Source organism: Gimesia sp., from assembly GCF_048262075.1.
Classification (GTDB): Bacteria; Planctomycetota; Planctomycetia; order Planctomycetales; family Planctomycetaceae; genus Gimesia.
Map to the genome: position 1 here is coordinate 1 of NZ_JBLXFK010000020.1, position 15,672 is coordinate 15,672.

A 15,672-nucleotide genomic window follows, 5' to 3' on the forward strand; every position below is an offset into this window, starting at 1 on the left:
GTCATCGCCGCCGGTGACGAATTGAAAGTGGTCGCCGTCAACAAACTCGACCAGCAAGCCTGGGGCACCCCCGCCATCGCCGACGGCAGCATCTTCATCCGCACCGTCGACAACCTGTATTGTATTGATGCGAGGAAGTGAATTGGGTGACTGGTGGAAGTGATCTGATTCAGTGTTGGGCAGAAAAAGGTGCCATTCGTGTCAGCGATTGTGTTGCATGTATAAAAAGGTGTCAGCAGAAAAATAGATACACTAATTTATACTTACAAGGAAAGCATACCAAAGCCTTCTATTTAATAAAGTATTCACCTCAGTTTCCCAAAAATACCAGTATTCAAAGATACTTGTTGCAAAACTAGTAGAACTACCGATAATATAAAGATGTTTTATTAACGTTTAATTCTAAATAAACATCATGTTAATTATTAATGTTCGTTCTTTTTTTCTAGTCTGTCGACTAATCATTAATTCATTTGAAGAGGTCTACTATGAGAACTAAAAAACGTGGTTTTACCCTGATTGAATTGCTGGTGGTGATCGCCATTATTGCAATTCTGATTGCGTTACTACTCCCTGCCGTTCAACAGGCCCGAGAAGCCGCCAGAAGAAGTACCTGCAAGAACAACTTAAAACAGATTGGTCTTGCGCTACACAATTACCATGACAGCCACCGTGTTTTTCCTTATTCCGTCGGTTTTCACGGTGATTCATCCTGCGACACTCTGACACCCGCACATCCCTTTGCACTGAATCAGCGCGGCTGGCTAATGATCTTGCCATTTATTGATCAGGCAAATCTGTATAATCAACTAGATTTTAATGTTGCCATGAGTACTTTTTCAACTGGACCTGCAGCTTTAGGAGATCCTGCTGTTGCCGGTAATGATGTAGTCGTCAGCACTGAAATCTCCGTATTCATGTGCCCCTCCGATCCGTATAAAACCAAATGTTCCACATCGAGTGCTTACGGTATTGGTGGAACCACTACCTTAAGAGGCGCTTTTACTAATTATGATTTCAATATCGCTGTGCACTCCACAGGCTATTGCAGTAACTACAGGGATGAAGGCTTAACCAGTAAGCACATGTTTGGCTGGGATGCCTGCTGCAGTATTTCCGACGTGACAGATGGTATGTCAAATACAGTTGCGGTTGCTGAAACCTGTCGCGATGCCCAGGACGGAGAAAACCAGACATGGGGTTATGCCAACCATACCTCCATGGGTGTTGTTTTCGACATGGGGGGCACTCTAGGGGGAATCAACAATCGTCTCTGTTGCCCTTGGAGAACACCACCTCAAGCATCATTTATACCAACTGCAGTGGCTGAATTCGGAGCCCCGGGTAGTTTACATGTAGGCGGATGCCATGTACTGCTGGGTGATGGTGCTGTCCGATTTATCAGTGAAAATATTGATGACACACTGCGGACCAGCCTCAGTTCTATCTCCGGCGGAGAAGTACTATCTGAATTCTGATTCCACTAATTTCCTATCCTGTTCACATGAAGAAATCCTGTTTTTTATTCAAGTTAAAAAACAGGATTTCTCTCTCTCATACATTATTCATTGATTACGTTTTGTAACAATATTAGACTGTGTCCCGTTTTACTGTAGCGTCTCCAGGGCTGTTTGGTCCGAGTATATTAGATTGCGAGACGCTATCGTTAAATGTGATACGATCTAAAAGTTCTCAACAGCATCTCAACTCACTCGGAGTCATGTCAAATGAAAATTGCTGGTGTTATTCTTACGATCCTTACCATTTCTTGTCTTGTCGGCTGCGGTGGCAGTGTTGCAGAATTTGAAGGTACTTTAGTTCCTGTTACAGGGAACGTCACTATCAATGATGCTCCCGCTGAAGGCATGTCTATTGCTTTTTTACCAGACAAAAGCACTAATACCCCCGGTACCGGTGCCTACGCTGTCACGGATTCTTCAGGTAAATTTTCATTGATGCATCGTACAGGTGAACCGGGAGTTGAAGCAGGTAATTACAAAGTCGTTTTTTCTAAATATGAGATGCCGGATGGCTCAGCAATACCTGCAGATACTAACCCTGAAGAGGCTGGTGCAAAGGAGTCAATTCCTCCCAAGTACAGTTCCGCGGACAAGACTATGAGTATTGTCACAGTAAAATCAGGCGGCAATGAGTTTACATTCGATTTAAAGTTCAAAGAATAATAGGGGTTTTCCTGTCGAATAATTTATCTCTAGATTCCTTATTTTCTAATCCTAGTGAAGCATCGAATGATAAGTTGCTTACACCAGAAAACAAAAAACGCCTGAGTCCTCTCACTTGAGGTCTCAGGCGTTTTTTTACAGCTTACCATCGTTGGCGAAACGAAGTGTGACCCGCTTCACTCTTTCGACTTCAGTGGGAAATCAATTGTGTTCGAGCCCGATTTGACTTCTGCGGTGAGGTTGGTCTGGGCGTTGTATTTGGGGGGGAGGATTTCGGGGCGGGCTTCGCGGTCCTGGCCGCCGCCGGTTTCGTCGGAGAAGGCTTCGACGGCGGTGGTGATGATGACTTTGTGCGGGCCGATCAGGGCGCCGTTGTCATTGACCGTGTAGGCCAGCGTGTAATTTCCCTGGCTGTCAGTTTTTCCCAGGGAAGGGCGGCCTGTTTCGGGTTGGAAGGTGACTTCCGCGTCTGCCAGTGGTTTCTCATCGAGTGTCACCACGCCGGAAACCGTGCCCAGGGGAGGCGTGTCGCTGCCTCCGCCGCAGCCGGACAGGAGTACTAATGAGAAACTGAGAAGAGTTATATTTAACAAGGCAACGGGGTTCATCAATCTGCTTTCTTCAATCAATTCTAAAACGGGCAATACAGGGAAAGGCAAAACAGAACAGGGATCTGCTTTGCCTGCAGGGAAGAGTGAAAACATCTCCGCCGCGATTCGGAAGGACGAGCATCGCGGGGAGACGCTAGCGTACTTTTAATACTCACCGATCACGGCGCCGTCCTGAATGGAGGCCAACCGCTCAAACGTACTGTCGACAATGCCGCCGACGGCGATGCTGTTGTCGATGTTTTCGCTGAGGAACTGCACGCGGCCATCACCCATTAAAAAATGGGCGCCCCCTGTGTGCAGGCTGCTGTAACCGCCGTTGGCCTGGTCTGCAGTCGAAGTGGGGTTAATTCCGAAATGAGTAGTGCCTGCGACACTCAACAGTCCCTGGTTTGCTGCGGTATTGCCTGTGCAGTTGGCGCAGGTGGGGCCCTGTCCCAGGTTGTCTCTGACGGCGAACAGCATGCCGGCGATCATTTTGTTGCCGGGGATCTGATAGGCACGCTCACCCATGAGGATGGTATTGCTCAGGCCGTCGGTGATATCGCGAATACGGCAGTTACTGTTGCTCCAGAATGCGCCGGTGCCTCCGGTAGTGCCATCCAGATAATTGCTGGCTTTGTTGGCGCGATGATAGGCATTGTTATTGGAGGCGACATAGTTGGTGAGGGCGACACCGACATTGGAAGTTCTGCCTCCCGAGGAATCGAAGTAGTCAATTGTGTAACCGGCGTCCGTGTGTTTGGCAGGTCCGGTATCGGAAGGACAGCGGAAGACGGCATATGTCTGCTGCATGGCCTGAATGTTACGTCCGAAGGCATAGCTGGCAGGTGTATTTCCCACGTCGAAACTGTTGTAAACCGTACTCAGTTCTACGTACGGCGCGATGAAGGCAGACCAGGTCCAGTGCCCTTCGTCATCGCCGACATTTGGGTCGAGCACATAGACGGGGGGCAGCATGCTGAACGTCGATTGATAATTGTGAACGGCCAGGCCGATCTGCTTGAGATTGTTTTTACAACTGCTGCGGCGGGCTGCTTCACGCGCCTGCTGCACAGCCGGGAGGAGCAGGGCAATCAGAATCGCAATGATGGCGATGACGACGAGCAGTTCAATCAGGGTAAAACCCCGATGACGAAGTGAGCGCGACCTGGATGTCATGATTTTCACACTTTCTAATAAATGAAATGAATCAGGTTAAAAATGAATGGAAAAACTGAGAGGGATCACGGGGTGACCACACACGTTGCGTCGCGAGACGGCTCCATTCGAACTGGTATCTGCAGCAGCATCTTGCCTGCTCAGCAAAAATTGCCCGAGCAATTCAAACGCCCAAAAAAAAGAATAGATCTAATGTTCATGTGTAAATGGGTTTAACCCACCATCTAGTAAACGTATGCGAATGGAGGCATTTACCGGTGGAAATTCAAATAAATCAAAATATCTGGATATTTGCATTTTTCAGTGAGAAATCTGACTTTTTCAAAGCGGAAAATCAGGCAGGACATGAACGTATTGGCAGTTTCGTGCGAGGTGTTCATTTAGGGGAAGAATCGGGACTTCGGGTAGAATTTGGTGTGCCATGGATCTTCTTTTATGTGAGTCGATCTGACAGTTACCTGCTCGCTGCGCTCGGCCCGGATGTGCATCCGGGCCTATCTATTTATTGTGTGGGGAGTCTGGTTGTATCGGCACACGGACGTTTTATCTTTCTACCACGAAAAATACGAAATGACACGAAAGGAGAAGTGGTGAGGCAAGGTCGTTTTAGAATGGGGTTTGTTTTCCTGTTCGAGGGTAATCTTAGGGAGTGGCGTGCGGGGATCAAGGGGGATTCAGAATGATGTGGCGATGTTTGTTGATGTGGGCGCGATGTATGGTGTTATTGGGGTGGTGTTTTGTTGAAAGGCCACGAAGTGCGGCGAACCGCAGGCATACATTGCGAACTGGTGCGGATTCAGTCAGTGCTTATCTGGAAAAAACAGGCTGTTTTTCAGTGAAGAATCGGAATCAGTGTCGCGTGTTTCAGTGCACTGTAAACTGGGCACGCGCGCGACACAATTCAGCGTTTATCGCCGTTGGCGCAGCGGGGTCAAGTCGAAAATGGACAGGTGAAAGGTGAAACTGATGCACAATTAACAGGTAAAAAAAAGCAACAGGTAAAAAAAAGCAACAGGTAAAAAAAAGCAACAGGTGAAGAAAGGGCAACAGGTGAAGAAAGGGAACGACTCAACGGCGATTGAGTTTGATCTGGACGGATTCGATCTGTTCAAGACGTCCCAGGCGGAGGACGACATCGTCTGCGGTGATGTTCTCGCGGAGGGTAACCTGGTATTCGAGTGCGAAGGCGGAGCCTTTGCGGATCGTTTCTGCGCCGGTGTTTTCGAAGGATTCGCAAAGCTCTGTCAGAATTTGGTTCCAGATGTTTTCGGCTCCCAATGCGACCTGCATACGCAGCAGCATGACGCCGACCGGGGGGCCTTTTTCGTTACTGCGGACGTTCGCCCAATGGGGCTGAAAGTGTGTGGCGGCTCCGATAACGACGAAACCCAGGGCGGCAACGGAGTATTGTCCGGCACCAATGGCCATACCTTCGACAACGGAAAGCAGGACGAACGCGACATCCTGTGTGGACTGCATGGCGGTGCGGAAGCGAACAATGGAGAGAGCTCCGACCAGGGAGAACGCGCGGGCCACGTTTTCGCCGATGATCTGCGTCGCCATGGCGATCAGAATGCACATCAAGACAAGGGTTACGGAAAGCGTTTCGTCGGCGACGGCTCTTTGATGTTTTCGAGCCAGATATGCGACGCCACATCCTGTAGCCCAGGAGAGCAGCAGATGCAGAATAATGATGTTCGCAGCAGGTTCAGCCGACGTTGTGATATTCGAGAGCCAGTCAGTCATGTTACTTGATCATTATGAATCAGATGCGGTCCATCAGACCGGTTTGTGAGATTTCAGAGGAAAGGGTGGTACGGTATTTGGAAATGCCTGTCGAAATGAGTGGGATTTCCAGTAGCAGACGTTTAAATAGTGGCGGGAGACTGTGATGGAATTTCAGCTCCAGGATTTCCACATCCGGCAACAGTTGCAGTGGCGCATCACTGAACGGAGGAATCTCCCAGTTACTGGTTTTCTGACCTGCTATCTGGCTGTCGATGGTGAGTCGAATCGTCTGATTCTGATAACGTGAGACCCGGGCAAAACGCTGATAATGTACCAGGGCAGAAGGTTGTAATTCATATTGCAGTACACGATTTCGAAACCATTCGCCGGGCCAGTTTGTTCCCGCTGAGAGAGGATGTTTGACACAATGCAGTTGTGCGAGAGGAATCGCGGACCGGTTTTTTTGAACAAAGGAGTTTTGTTTATGTTTGCTTTCCAGCCAGATGGTCTGTTCTGCGGCGTATCTGCGCAAGCGAAATTTTGTGTTCCCCAGAGGTGAGGTTTTGTGAAACATGTCTTGCGCTGCTGTATCAAGATACAGGGTGTTGATTTCGTAACTGTCGCCTCTGGCTGTGGTGCAGTGGGGGTCGGGCTGCATATAGTTTTTTGCCCAACTGGTGACCTGATCTCGAAGCTCGGGCGTCAGTATGAATTTGAGCTCGGTCCGCTGGTCTTGAGCGTGATAGACATTTTCGGAGTCAGAGTCTGGTAAGAACAGTTTCAAATCCAATGTGGTGTCTCCCTGCAATTTTATTCTGGAACGTGTTATTTTCCCGAGGTGACTTTGAGTAAGTATTCGCTGCGTTGTTTCGCAAACTGATGCAGGTTGATTGCAGCATGTCCGCCGGGACCGTGGCCGGCTGAGGTCGGAGTGGGGATGCGACTGTTGGTCAGTTTGATAAAGTTTTCATAGGAGCCGAGTTTACGTGTGTCCTGACGGACTTCCCTGGCGATCAGCTTCCGGAACTGGTTGACGACGGGTCCCAGTTCTTTCCAGTCCAGGTCGCCGGCAATGATGCGAATTTTCTTGAGGTACTCTGCTCGGATTTCGGGAACCGCCAGTAGTTTGCTGCGGAGCGGTTTCTGGGGATCGTCGAGTCCGATGAGCGGATCGAGTTGTTCCGTAGCGTTGTTGTTCTGATTCGCGCGATGGGGATCGAAATTTGCAGGCGGGAAAACTCCCCGAGGAGGTCCACCTGCTGAAAACGGGAGGCCGGGGCCTGCAGGTGGATTTTCTCCTCGGGGACCCGCGCCTGCTTCCCGACTTCGAAATCCAGGTGGATGATGACCGGGGGGACCCATGCCGGGACCTCTGCCTGCGAAGCGAAATGCTTCATTCATATCGTGGGGGAAGAAGTGAAAGCGGTCTTGCTTGTCCAGAAAAATGCTATAGTCACTAGCCCGGATCCAATAGCCGTCTGCGTTGCATAACGCATTATCGAGCGCCAGGAACCAGAGCAGTTCATCAAGGTCGACTTTGTCTGCCAGCGCATTTTGCAACTGATCGGGGGGCGTTTGATCCAGGATGCGGCAGAGTTCAATCAGTTTCTTGAGCGATTTCTGTTTGCCGTCTTTCATTTCATAGGGGTAACCGTAGCGTTCCGGATCTTCGCCACGATAGTCGAGTCCTCCACCTCCGCGGGGAGAGCCACTGACTTTCCAGCGGGTTCCTTTTGCTGAAGGATAATGTTCGCGGAGGAAGTCTTTGTTGAACTGCTGGGCGTTGGTGTAAATTCCCCAGTTCTCTCCGTTGATGACGACGCGGACCAGATTTGCTTTGGGAGCCGGCATGTATTTGCGGGCGAGGTGAGAATAGAGCACGGTACTGAGGAGTGAGTCATCACCGCTGTTATTCAGGAGATTGAGCGTTTTGTAGCCTTGCAGTCGTTGATCCTCATGCAGGAAATCAAGCGAGATATTCAGGGAGCGTTTATAGCCTTGGGGAACCATCATGTAGCTGGACATGCCTCGGAAGTGAATCCCACAGTCGGGGTATTTCTGTCCGTCAACGGTCAATGTGGCGGGGACTTCGACATCGCTGCCATGAAAGGCTTCGAGTTCGGTTTCCCAGTCTTTGTTTTCAAAATCAACAAAAATGGTACGCAGTACGAAAGGGGCATAGAGGTCAGCATTGATGGCAGGTACATCTGCGGGGCTGATTTTCTTTCCTGTCCTGGCTGCAGGGCGTTCCTGCTGCATAGGTCCCCGTCGCCTGGATCTTCTACCTGGATCACGCGGAGTCTGCTGATCGGCTTCTCTTCCGTGAGGGGGGCCGAAGCCACCCGGGCCACCAGGTCCGCGCTGCTGGGGAGGATTCTCTTTGAGATACTGGCGCGCAGTCTGACGTTCGGCGTTATTCAGCATACCGTCCTGATCTTGATCAAACTGTTTGACCAGTTTCTGTTCTTCACCTCCCGGCCCCCCGCGGTGATCGCCGGGACCTGCTCCGAAAGGGGGAATGCCTGGGTTGCGTTCTGGGTTCGCATCCGGGCGAGATGATCGCGAATTGGGTAGCTGCGCCGATACAGATGCTGTAAGGAGCGTGAATGTCATAAGATAGAACAGATGTCGTTGAAATATCGGACGCATGGAATCCTCGCCAATTCTCTGTGAAAGAGTTCAAATCAGGTTTGCCTGAAGATTCAGTAACGAAAATTCCCTTAACACCGCCGCATTATCTGTATAATTATTTCAGATTGATCAAAAAGTGCGGCTGTTTGTGTGATTTCTGCGTTACTTATTAGAGAGAGCGACAGTCCAGTCCGATTGATCTCTGGTCAATATCTCCAGTAAATTGAGTTTCTCACAAAATGATTTCATCTCACATGCTTGCTGAACCAGATAATGAACAGGGTAAGAATTCCATACTGGATTTGCTTGCCCGCGCCCGTGCTGGTGATGAGAAAGCATTAGGGCGAATTCTTTCTACCCAGCGTTCCTATCTGAAAGTCCTGGCACGCGTCGAAGTGGGGCGACATCTCCAGGCCAAGCTGGACGTGTCTGATATCATTCAGGAAGTATTTCTCGAGGCACATAAAAGCTTTCCCGATTTTAAAGGGACAGTGGAACCTCAATTCACTCAGTGGATTCGTTCGATACTGTCACATACGATTGCCAATACAGTGCGTCGGTATTTTGGAACACAGGCACGAGACCCGAGGCTGGAACAGCAGGTTGCAGCAGGCCTGGACCATTCTGCGATTTCACTGGGAGGCATGCTGGTCGATCCGGGGACGTCTCCCAGTCAACAGGTGGTGCGTGTTGAGCAGACCCGGCTGGTATCAGAGGCCTTAGCGCGTCTGCCTGAAGATTATCAGACCGTATTGATCCTGCGTCACCTGGAAGGATTAACCTTTCCCAAGATAGCCGAGCGCATGGAGAAAACAGTGAATTCGGTAGAAAAGCTGTGGTTGCGGGGCTTAAGCAGACTCAAGAAGGAGTTTGCCAAAACTGATGCGAATTCGGAGGGAAAATAGTGACTGATTTCGAAGATAGTCTGGTCAATACCTTTGTGTATCGCAGGGGAGACAGTGAAGACCCCCGTGTGATTGAAATTTCGCGTGAATACCTCGCATTGCTGGAAGCGGGACAAACGCCTGAAAAACTCAGCTACATTGATCGCTACCCCGAGTTATCGGAGGTTGTTGAAGAGTGTCTGGACGGTATTGATCTGGCACATTCGTTATCACAGCATCTGTCTCCCCGGATTTCCGAGATGCTCGCTCAGCCACTGGGAGATTTTAAGATCGTTCGCGAAATTGGTCACGGGGGGATGGCAACTGTTTATGAAGCGATTCAACTCTCACTGGGGAGACGAGTTGCCTTGAAAGTGCTTCCCTTCGCTGCCTCGCTGGATGAATGTCAGCGACAACGGTTTCAGATTGAATCTCAGGCAGCGGCGAATCTGCATCATACGAATATTGTTCCCGTGCATGCTGTTGGCTGTGAGCGGGGCATGCATTATTACGCCATGCAGTTGATTGACGGTGAATCCTTATCGGAATGGATTTTAAGGCAGAGAGCGGAACTGAGTGAGCATCAATTCAGAGCCCGTTCCGCTGGTGATCAGGCTGAGGTATTGCAATCAGCGGGGGCAGGTTCCCAGGTTCGCTCTTCAGTGACGGAATCGGTGACCCATACAGATCATCGCCAGGCCCGCGTCTGGTATCAGACGATTGCGCGGATTATTGCACAGGTTGCAGAAGCATTGGATTATGCTCATGAATCAGGAGTGGTCCACCGGGATATCAAGCCTGCGAATTTACTGGTGGATGTGAAAGGGAATGCCTGGATTACGGATTTTGGTCTGGCGCAGGTGACTGCCGGTTCCAGTGTCACCCGAACGGGAGATCTGGTTGGCACGCTGCGTTATATGAGTCCCGAGCAATTGAGCGGCAAACGGACTTTGATCGATCAGCGTACCGATATCTATTCGCTGGGCGCGACACTCTACGAACTGCTCTGTCTGCAGCCCATCTTTTCTGCCAGTGATCGTCAACGACTGCTGCACAATATTCTGTACGATGAACCGCGCCCCTTGCGTGAGATGAATCGCCTGATTCCGGTGGAACTGGAAACAATTGTGATGAAAGCCTTGTCAAAAGTGCCAGGAGAACGCTATCAGTCAGCCGCTGAGTTGGCCGATGATCTGCATCGGTTTCTGGATGAAAGACCGATTCTGGCACGTCGACCGACCATGGTAGACCGCGCACGTAAATGGTTGCGCCGGCATCCCTCGGTGATTGTTTCCTCGTTTATTATTCTCTTGCTGGGTATCGTTGGGCTTTCGATTTCCATGGCAGCGATTTCCCATGAGGAACAAAATACGCGACTCGCCCTGGACAGGGAGCAGCAGCGGGCAGCGGAAGCGGAGGAACGTCTGGCTCTGGCCCAGAGAGCGGCTGATGATATGCTGGCATTGGCGGAAATTGAATTATCTCACAATCCCTTTGACGAAAGTTTGCGGAAGAAACTGCTCGAGTCGGCTCTGGCGCACTATGAGGCGGTGATTGAAGAACAACAGGGGAATCCCGAGGCCCTGGAGAAATTGAAAATAACCCGTCGTCGAATTGAGCAGAGCCTGTCTGATCTGATCGCATTGCAACTGGATCGAGAAACACAAATTCTGCTGCAACCTGACGTTCAGACCGACCTTAATCTTACAGTGGATCAAAAACAAAAACTGACGGAGTTGGTTGACTGGCGACAGAACCGGATTCAAGGGGGACTTGCGCAGATACAGAAGCAGCCTGCTACAAACAAAGGTCAGGCAGCCTCTACGATTCGCCATCGAATTATTGCGGATGCGAAAGCAACAAGGAGTGGTCTGGAACAGTTTCTAACCGCTCAGCAGCTGCAACGTTTAAAGCAGTTGACTCTACGGTTTGAAGGGACCCGTGCCTTGCATGAAACGGATGTGATTCGATCACTACATCTGACAAACGAGCAGCGCATGGCGATGCGGGCGGTTGAGTCCGAATTTCGACTTCAAGCGGGAGCTCGCCGTATGAGTCAGAGAGAAAACGATTCTGATGCAGATCCCCATGTTGAACCCTCTCGTGATCCCGATCGTCCCAGGCCACGGGGAGCGTCTCCTCAGAATCGTCGAACGAGGCGACCTCCGCATGGTCCCGATCAGGAAGTCAACGAGGAAGAACTTCAGGAAATTCTGAAACTACTCACAGCTGCTCAGCTGGAGCAGTGGAACAGGTTGGTAGGGGCTCCCTTTGCAGGCAGTCTGCAGGACACACCAGATCCGTTCCGGCCTAAATGATGACAGTTCCAGAGACCATTCCGCTGAACAAGGCGTTGCTTTTTACTTCACCAGTCTGGGAAATGTTGGCGAAACCAGAAAAGCAATTTGCGATTGCCGGTTGAGATGTGATATATTGAAAGTCTCACCAAAATTCAAATTCTCGGCATTGCAATAGACTCGCCCCATGATATCACGATTCGTTCTACCTTTGCTGGTCGCTTCACTGATCAATATCGTATCCGTCGTGCAGGCGAAGCCGTTTGACTTCGCCCATGAAGTTGTGCCGATTCTGAAGAAACACTGTGCTGCATGTCACGGTGGACGCGAGGCGAAAGGTTCATTTTCTCTGAACACCCGAAAATTATGGCTGGAATCCGGTTTTGTCGATCCGCAGGATGTGGAGGGTTCTTATCTGCTCGATCTGGTCACCTCCAGCGACCCTGAAATGCAGATGCCTCCCAAAGGTAAACCACGACTTTCAGCGAAAGAAGTAGCGACACTCAAGCAGTGGATCTCCAAAGATCTGCCCTGGGAAGCCGGTTTTTCCTTTGGCAAAGTCGCTTATGAACCACCTTTGAAACCACGGCGTCCTGATCTTCCGCCGACAGAGGGAGCCCGCAATCATCCGGTGGACCGGCTGATCGATCAGTATCTTTCAAAACATGGATTGCCGCGACCCGGTCCGATTGATGATGCGACTTTCCTGCGGAGGATCCATCTCGACCTGGTGGGGCTGTTACCGAAGCCGGAAGAGTTGAAGTCATTTCTGGCAGATACATCACCCGACAAGCGGACGCTGAAAATACGGGAGTTACTCGCAGATGATACGGCTTATGCTGATCACTGGCTGTCATTTTTTAACGATCTGTTGAGGAACGATTATAGCGGGACCGGCTTTATCACTGGTGGGCGTAAACAGGTATCCGGCTGGCTGTATGAATCGCTGTTAAACAACAAGCCTTTTGACCAGCTGACTCGGGAATTAATTGCGCCCCCTTCAGAAGCCAGTCGCGGTTTTATTGACGGGATCAAATGGCGGGGGAATGTCTCCGCCGGCCAGACGGTCGAGATTCAATTCGCCCAGAGCCTGGGGCAGGCGTTTCTGGGAATCAATCTGAAGTGCGCCTCATGCCACGACAGTTTTATTGACCGCTGGACTCTGGATGAGTCGTACGGCCTGGCTGCGATCTACTCGGAACGCGAGTTGGAGATTCACCGCTGCGATAAACCGATCGGCAAGACAGCGCAAGCGAGTTGGTTATTTCCGGAGATCGGGAAGATCGACACCAGCGCGTCACGTGAGACCCGCCTGCAGCAGTTGGCAGGGTTGATGACTCATCCTGAAAATGGTCGTTTTACACGAACGATTGTGAATCGGCTCTGGCATCGGATGCTGGGGCGGGGGATCGTGCATCCGCTTGATGCGATGCAGACCAGGCCATGGAATGAAGACCTTCTGGACTATCTTGCTGTCTCCTTCAGTGATCACAAATACGATTTGAAGCAGATGCTGGAGCTGATCGCCACATCAGAAGCGTATCAGTCTCAAGTGGAACTGGTCGAAGGAGTAGCAGGTTCAGACTATCTGTACCGCGGCCCGCGTTCCCGTCGACTGACGGCAGAACAGTTTCTGGATGGTGTCTGGCAGCTGACTGGCACCGCCCCAGACAAGTTTGATGCCCCGATCTTCCGAACAAAAATTGAGCAGGGAGAAGCATCAGAGCTCGAACTCAGAGCACAATGGATCTGGGGTGATTCCGCGAAAGAAACACCTCCTGCCGACGAGACGATCGTCGTTAGAAAAATCATCACGCTTCCCGCTGCGGTCAAGCGGGGTGGTGCGGTCCTGACCTGTGATAATTCTCATATCCTGTTTATCAACCGACGGGAAGTCGATCGGGGTGAGAACTGGTCCCAGGTACGAACCTTGCCGCTGCATACATTATTAAAACCGGGTAAGAACGATATTACTGTCATCGTGCATAACGGTGGAAAAAGTCTGAATCCAGCAGGATTCTTTTTTGAAGCACGGTTGGAACTGGAGAACGGTGAGCAGATTTCTCTAGCCTCTGATGAATCATGGGAATGGAATCCGAACGCTCCTGCCACACGCGAAGGGCGACTGGGAGGCATTAAAGGAAAATGGAATCCAGTGACCATCGTCAAACCGATCAAAAGCTGGACAGAGGCGGTTGATGCGCAGGCTAAAGGACTACTTGCTGTCGCTGCAGAGGGAAAACAGCCGATGGTGCGGGCGTCTTTGTTGAAAAATACGGCTTTGATGAAATCGCTGGGGCGACCGATGCGCGAGCAGATTGTCTCAATGCGTCCCAGCCAGCTGACCACTCTGGAAGCGATTGATCTCTCCAATGAAGCCTCTCTGGCAGACGCGTTTGCCGAGGGAGCGAAACGACTGATCGCACAATCGGACGGAGATCCGAAACGGCTGACCGAGTACCTGTTTCTGTATGCCTTATCGCGACCACCGACGCCAGAGGAGGCTGATCTTGTTGGTCAGATGCTGGGAGAGACACCACAGCCTGCGGAAGTAGAAGACCTGTTATGGTCGGTCTGCATGTTGCCTGAGTTTTTTCTGATACGCTGATTTGTGGTAGAATGAAAGAGTGACATAGTCAGAGCACAAAATTCATAGATTGTGAGAACAACTGATGACATTTGAAATTGATCCCGTTGCTCCCGAACAGATTGTCCGACGTGATTTTCTCAGGCAGTTGAGTGCCGCTGGCGCAGCCGCTTTGATGGCGGGCACACCACGACTGCTGAATGCCAGTGAACCTGGTCACGTGAAACATCCGCAGGCGACGGCTGACAGTTGTATTCTGCTCTGGATGGGGGGAGGGATGGCGGCACCGGATACCTTCGATCCAAAACGATATTTGCCTTTCAAGAAGGGACTCAAAGTCGCTGACATGCTGAGTACCTTCCCGGCAATTCCCACGGCCGTCGACGGTCTGCAGATCTGCGAAGGACTGGAAGGCATTGCCTCGGTGATGGACCGCGCCACTCTGATCAGGTCTGCAGTGCAACCCGATCTCGGCAGCATACTGCATTCCCGACATCAATATCATTGGCATACCGGTTATGTGCCACCTCAAACCGTGGCCACGCCGCATCTGGGGGCCTGGATGGCGCGGGTGGCTGGTCCTCGCAACCCTGTGATGCCAGCTTTTATTAATATTGGTCAACGGCTGGAAGGAGTCGGAGAAAGTGAAGAACTCAAGGCGTTCACCACAGCTGGTTTTTTCGGCAGCGAATATGGACCGCTGAATCTTCCCTATCCAGAAGAAGCGGCCCGCTCGGTACGGCCGCCTCAAGGTATGACGGGAGAGCGATTTGTCAACCGGAACAAACTGTATCGCCGTTTGATCGATCAAAGCCCGCAGCGCGCGCTGATGAGTGACTATCAGCAGGAATCGATGTTGCGTTCGATGGACAAAGCCTATCGGCTGCTCAGTTCCAAAGAACGGGAAGCGTTCGATATCACCAGGGAACCGAAAGAGAAACGGCAAAAATATGACACCGGTCGATTTGGACGTGGCTGTCTGCTGGCACGGCGACTGGTGGAATCGGGAGCCCGGTTTGTGGAAGTCACGACAGAGTACGTTCCCTTTCTGCATTGGGATACCCATGCCGAAGGGCATACCACGGTGGACCGGATGCATAAGGAAATCGATGCGCCGGTGACTCAGCTGGTACTCGACCTTGAAGAACGCGGATTGCTCGATCGGACGCTGGTAATAATTGCCTCCGAGTTCAGTCGCGATGCGTTAATGGAAGGACAGCCGGGATCCAATGCCAACGATCAGGCACGCGAAAAAGTTGATGAGGTTTCCGAGATGAAGCACTATGGGTTGCATCGTCATTTCACCGGGGGAACAAGTGTGGTGATGTTCGGCGGGGGAATGAAACGTGGATTCGTCTATGGAAAAACAGCCGATGAACGACCGCTGATGGCGATTGAAAACCCTGTCTCTATTGAAAACCTGCACGCTACCATTATGACCGCGATGGGCATCAGTCCGAAAACCGGCTTCGATATTGAGGGCCGCCCCTTCTACGTCACGAAGGATGCCAAAGGGGAGGCAGTTCAGGAACTCTTCGCCTGATCAGATTCCTGTTCAACCAGTGATAATGATGCGAGATCAGTGGAGCAGGG

General features: G+C 51.0%; 13 protein-coding genes. 8 read left to right on the top strand and 5 right to left on the bottom strand.

All coding sequences use genetic code 11. The annotated features are described in order from the left end of the window. Positions 1-27: 27 nt before the first annotated feature. The 3 genes from ACN0YH_RS25550 (at position 28) to ACN0YH_RS25560 (ending at position 2,183) form a co-directional block, all read left to right on the top strand. Positions 28-141 (top strand): PQQ-binding-like beta-propeller repeat protein, encoded by a 114-nt coding sequence (locus ACN0YH_RS25550; RefSeq protein ID WP_417382497.1) that lies wholly within the window; start codon positions 28-30, stop codon positions 139-141. A gap of 347 nt (positions 142-488) precedes the next feature. After that, positions 489-1,478, top strand: a complete 990-nt coding sequence (locus ACN0YH_RS25555; protein ID WP_417382436.1) for a DUF1559 domain-containing protein — start codon at positions 489-491, stop codon at positions 1,476-1,478. Positions 1,479-1,727: 249 nt separating this feature from the next. Then, positions 1,728-2,183: a hypothetical protein gene (locus tag ACN0YH_RS25560; RefSeq protein WP_417382437.1), complete on the top strand. Its 456-nt coding sequence runs from the start codon at positions 1,728-1,730 to the stop codon at positions 2,181-2,183. A gap of 176 nt (positions 2,184-2,359) precedes the next feature. On the opposite strand, the gene ACN0YH_RS25565 is transcribed toward ACN0YH_RS25560, so the two are convergent. Next, complete coding sequence (locus ACN0YH_RS25565) at positions 2,360-2,791, bottom strand: hypothetical protein (RefSeq protein ID WP_417382438.1); 432 nt, start codon at positions 2,789-2,791, stop codon at positions 2,360-2,362. Positions 2,792-2,938: 147 nt separating this feature from the next. Then, positions 2,939-3,952: a DUF1559 domain-containing protein gene (locus ACN0YH_RS25570; protein ID WP_417382439.1), complete on the bottom strand. Its 1,014-nt coding sequence runs from the start codon at positions 3,950-3,952 to the stop codon at positions 2,939-2,941. 257 nt (positions 3,953-4,209) lie between these two features. On the opposite strand from ACN0YH_RS25570, the gene ACN0YH_RS25575 reads away from it, so the two are divergent. Then, positions 4,210-4,635, top strand: coding sequence for a hypothetical protein (locus tag ACN0YH_RS25575; protein WP_417382440.1), 426 nt, complete (start codon positions 4,210-4,212; stop codon positions 4,633-4,635). 385 nt (positions 4,636-5,020) lie between these two features. Here the strand turns inward: ACN0YH_RS25575 and ACN0YH_RS25580 are convergent, their stop codons facing one another. From ACN0YH_RS25580 to ACN0YH_RS25590, 3 genes are read right to left on the bottom strand one after another with little or no spacing between them, the layout of a single operon-like run. Next, positions 5,021-5,698: a DUF4956 domain-containing protein gene (locus ACN0YH_RS25580; protein ID WP_417382441.1), complete on the bottom strand. Its 678-nt coding sequence runs from the start codon at positions 5,696-5,698 to the stop codon at positions 5,021-5,023. Positions 5,699-5,717: 19 nt separating this feature from the next. After that, positions 5,718-6,470 (bottom strand): polyphosphate polymerase domain-containing protein, encoded by a 753-nt coding sequence (locus ACN0YH_RS25585; protein WP_417382442.1) that lies wholly within the window; start codon positions 6,468-6,470, stop codon positions 5,718-5,720. 35 nt (positions 6,471-6,505) lie between these two features. After that, positions 6,506-8,329: a CotH kinase family protein gene (locus ACN0YH_RS25590; RefSeq protein ID WP_417382443.1), complete on the bottom strand. Its 1,824-nt coding sequence runs from the start codon at positions 8,327-8,329 to the stop codon at positions 6,506-6,508. Positions 8,330-8,565: 236 nt separating this feature from the next. Here ACN0YH_RS25590 and ACN0YH_RS25595 point away from each other — a divergent pair, with 236 nt between their 5' ends. The 4 genes from ACN0YH_RS25595 (at position 8,566) to ACN0YH_RS25610 (ending at position 15,622) form a co-directional block, all read left to right on the top strand. After that, positions 8,566-9,216 (top strand): sigma-70 family RNA polymerase sigma factor, encoded by a 651-nt coding sequence (locus ACN0YH_RS25595; RefSeq protein WP_417382444.1) that lies wholly within the window; start codon positions 8,566-8,568, stop codon positions 9,214-9,216. After that, positions 9,216-11,513: a serine/threonine protein kinase gene (locus ACN0YH_RS25600; RefSeq protein ID WP_417382445.1), complete on the top strand. Its 2,298-nt coding sequence runs from the start codon at positions 9,216-9,218 to the stop codon at positions 11,511-11,513. The genes ACN0YH_RS25595 and ACN0YH_RS25600 overlap by 1 nt, the downstream gene beginning before the upstream one ends. 166 nt (positions 11,514-11,679) lie before the next feature. Further along, complete coding sequence (locus tag ACN0YH_RS25605) at positions 11,680-14,100, top strand: DUF1549 domain-containing protein (protein WP_417382446.1); 2,421 nt, start codon at positions 11,680-11,682, stop codon at positions 14,098-14,100. 64 nt (positions 14,101-14,164) lie between these two features. Beyond that, positions 14,165-15,622: a DUF1501 domain-containing protein gene (locus ACN0YH_RS25610; RefSeq protein ID WP_417382447.1), complete on the top strand. Its 1,458-nt coding sequence runs from the start codon at positions 14,165-14,167 to the stop codon at positions 15,620-15,622. Positions 15,623-15,672: the final 50 nt, after the last annotated feature.

Excerpts from the sequence above, each read along its gene's own strand:
- ACN0YH_RS25555 (WP_417382436.1), top strand. The coding sequence starts at position 489 with ATGAGAACTAAAAAACGTGGTTTTACCCTGATTGAATTGCTGGTGGTG.
- ACN0YH_RS25560 (WP_417382437.1), top strand. The coding sequence starts at position 1,728 with ATGAAAATTGCTGGTGTTATTCTTACGATCCTTACCATTTCTTGTCTT.
- ACN0YH_RS25565 (WP_417382438.1), bottom strand. The coding sequence starts at position 2,791 with ATGAACCCCGTTGCCTTGTTAAATATAACTCTTCTCAGTTTCTCATTA.
- ACN0YH_RS25570 (WP_417382439.1), bottom strand. The coding sequence starts at position 3,952 with ATGACATCCAGGTCGCGCTCACTTCGTCATCGGGGTTTTACCCTGATT.
- ACN0YH_RS25580 (WP_417382441.1), bottom strand. The coding sequence starts at position 5,698 with ATGACTGACTGGCTCTCGAATATCACAACGTCGGCTGAACCTGCTGCG.
- ACN0YH_RS25590 (WP_417382443.1), bottom strand. The coding sequence starts at position 8,329 with ATGCGTCCGATATTTCAACGACATCTGTTCTATCTTATGACATTCACG.
- ACN0YH_RS25595 (WP_417382444.1), top strand. The coding sequence starts at position 8,566 with ATGCTTGCTGAACCAGATAATGAACAGGGTAAGAATTCCATACTGGAT.
- ACN0YH_RS25605 (WP_417382446.1), top strand. The coding sequence starts at position 11,680 with ATGATATCACGATTCGTTCTACCTTTGCTGGTCGCTTCACTGATCAAT.
- ACN0YH_RS25610 (WP_417382447.1), top strand. The coding sequence starts at position 14,165 with ATGACATTTGAAATTGATCCCGTTGCTCCCGAACAGATTGTCCGACGT.